Source organism: bacterium (assembly GCA_027622355.1).
In the GTDB taxonomy this organism is placed as follows: Bacteria; UBA8248; UBA8248; order UBA8248; family UBA8248; genus JAQBZT01.
In genome coordinates, this window is sequence record JAQBZT010000305.1 from 1 (window position 1) to 3,264 (window position 3,264).

1 protein-coding gene is annotated in these 3,264 nt (G+C 61.9%); it reads right to left on the bottom strand.

Annotated features, from left to right (window positions below; genetic code table 11):
* On the bottom strand, positions 1 to 2,981 hold a 2,981-nt coding region (locus O2807_13885; protein MDA1001591.1), incomplete at its 3' end, for an AsmA family protein.
* Positions 2,982 to 3,264: the final 283 nt, after the last annotated feature.

Sequence of the window (3,264 nt, forward strand, 5' to 3'; positions counted from 1 at the left end):
TTCTCCCGCCCCCGCTGCCGGACCACCGCCTGGGGCACGAAGATGGAGATCATCTTCCCGTCAAGACGCGCCAACACCACTCCCGCCGTATCCATATTCGGATAATCGGAAAAACGCACATGACGGAGGTTGGCGCGGATATCCCCAGTGGCGGCGAAACGATTCTCCTTCACCCGGTTCCGCCGCAGCACGAAACTCCCCCGGAGCTCCCCGCCGACTTCTATCCCATTGGGTACGGCGTTCTTGTCCACGAGGGAAACCAGATCGAGGACCTTGGCGATGTCCGGGATGGCGACAGAAACCGGAAGCTCATCCTGCGAGCGGTAATTCCAGAGCATTTTCTTCGTCGAAGACACTTTCAGGAAGGGCAACTCGACATTGAGCCGCGCTATCTCCCCCGAGTCGGCCTGAAAATCATATTTGCCCGACGTTTGAGCCGACAACTGCGCCAGCCCGAAAGATCGCCATTTGTCAGCGTCCTTGGGGCGGAAATCACCCACGATATCCTTGCCCGTCAGCGCGATCCGCCATTGGGCAACCTCTTCACGGGAGAAGGATAGATCGACGTTGCCGCCGATTGTCCCGCCCAGCTTCCGCACGCCCAACCCCTCGGGCACAAACTGCGAAAACGACTTCAGTTGAAGGGGATCGAAAGTGGCCTGGGCCGAATAGGCAAATACATCGCTGACCCGCCGGTTCCGGTGGGCGAATACCGAAGCGGTCAAGTTTTTCCCACTCGGCATCTTCTCCATGGGCAGATCAAGAATCGCGCCGGTCATGTCCAGGGCGAGCCCCACGTCGGCGATCTCGATGTCGAGGCGAATCTCATCCTTGCCGTCCAGATTCCAGGCCGCCTGGGCGGGAAGACGGACGCGCGCAAAGGGCAGATCCGCCTCCAGGCGGGAGAGGACGATCATCCCCAGCTCCAGGTTCGCCCGGCCCTGAGAGCGGAGGGTCAAGTTCGGAAACTGGAGTCTTCTCCACTCCACCCGCGACTTCGGCTTTATCTCGCCCTGAAGCTGCTTCCCGGCGATGTCCACGCGCCAGGACACTTCCTTTCCGGGTGTGAATGAAAAGGACACATCGCCGTCCATCCAGCCCGTGACGCCGCGCAGGTTGTCCGCCGAGGGGGAAAAGCGCACGAAAGGCCCAACGTCAATGGGGTCGAGCTTCCCCGCCACCGAATATGTGAACGCCTCCCCCTTCGTGCGATCCCGGAGCACATCGAGGCGTGCCTCCACCATTCCCCGGCTTCGGACGCCCTCCACGGGAAAGGGCAGCCAGAAGTTGGCGAACGCAATGGCCTCCGCCGGCTTCGAAACGCTCACCTGCAAATGGATTTCGTCCTGATTCGAGATGTTCCACAAGCCCTTACCCGTCATCCGGAGGGCGGCGAAGGGGACTGTCATGACCAGCTCCGACACCTCCGCGGCCATCGCATTTACATCGAAATGCCCCGTAGATCGGAACACCAGATTCGAAAGGCGCAGCGGCTTCCATGGCTCCGCCGGCGAGGGGCGGAGCTGCGCGGCCAGGCCCTCGCCCGTGAGCCTCACCTTCCATTTCGCTTTCTGCGATTCATCCAGCGAGATATCCAGCTCTCCGCCAAAGAGCCCGCTCGGCGCCCGCAGGGTTTCCTGCGGCGGAAGAAGCGCCGCCAGGGGGCCGACCTCGAGCGGGTCGAAATTTCCCGTGAGCGCAAACTTCAGCCCGCCCTTCTCCTTCCGGCGATCCCGGCTCGCCTCCACAGAAAAACTCGCCTTCCGCTTCTCTCCGAAGGCGCCCAGCGAGGGGCCGCCGAAGGCCTTCACCAGAACCGCGACAATCGAAAGATCGGACACATCGAGGCGGAGCGATATCTCGTCCTTGCCGCCCATGTTGAAAACGGAGGGTTTCTTGAGCTGCGCCTTGGCGAAGGGAAGTTCGATGTCCAGCCGGGTCACGCGCGCGGCTTGGCTCTGCGCATCCACCTGGCCGATTGACTGGATGTCGAGGTCACCAAGAAAAAGCGGATGCCACGCCTTCCCCTTCTCCGGCTGAATTTCCGACCTGACCTTCTGCCCCTTCAGACTGACGTTCCAGCCCACCTTTCCGTTTTCCGAAACGGAAACCTGAAGATTTCCCCCAATCGTTCCGAAGAGATTCCGGACGCGCGCCTCCGCGGGGACCAGCGGCGCAAAGGGGGCCAGCGGAAAGGGGAGAAAGGAGGAGGAGATGAAAAAGTCCTTCTTGCCCGGATCGGCGACGACATGAACATCGAACTGCAGCGCGGCCGGTTTTGCGCATTTCCCGCGCAATTCCGCGTCAATGGGCGCGCCGGCGCGGATGTTCCGCGCCACAAACCGGGAAAATTGACACTGCACCTGGTAGGCAGGAAAGCCCGCGGCCGCGGCGGCATCCATGCGAAGCGCCACATCTTCGATCACCAGCGAGCGGATCACCAGATCCATATTCGAGAGCGCCAAGCCCTCTTCCGCGGGAGCCCCCTCCGCCGCCTCGGCGGGCGAAACCAGCGAGAAGGCCGCCATGCGGCGGCGCCCCGCGGCGCGTCCCGCCCGGGGGGCCGGTTGCTCCCCGAGCCGATCCAGAATGTCCTGAAAACTGAGCCTTCCCTTCGCGTCGCGCTTCACGTCAAGGGAAACGCCCCGGATCTTGATCTCGGTGATGCTCAGGCGCTTGTAGAGCAGCGCAACGGGGTTGAGGCGGAGCTTCACATGCTCGATGCGGAGGAGCGGCGGCGGATTCGAACTCTCGAGCGATGCTTTTCCCTCGATGACGATTCCGCCCGCTTCCGCGGAGAAAAGCCCGACTTCAAGGCGATCGATCCGCACCTTGCGCGCCAGCGCCTCCTCGCCATAGGAGGCCGCCAGAAGTTTCGCCTGCTCGGAGGAGAGAAAATAGCGCACCGCCACTGCCGCGCCCACGACAAGTAGAACGACAAGCGCAACAAGAACAGCGGTCCACTTCAGAAAGCGCTTCAAGGAGAGAATCCCCCCGGAGAGTACCCCTGGCGGCGGGAGGCCCTTTCGAGATGTACGGAAACCCTAGTATCTTATCTATCGCGGAAGAACGACTCGTCAACTCTTCGTTTTGGAAAAAACGGTAAGGGAGCGCCGCCGCCCATTCCGCGAAAGGAGTCCCGCCATCGCCTCCGATTTTCCTTCGCCTCCCAAAGCCGCGTCCGCAAAGGAAATTCTCTCCTGGTGCTTCTACGACTTTGCGAACTCGGCCTACCCGACCCTGATTGTCACCGTCGCCTACAGC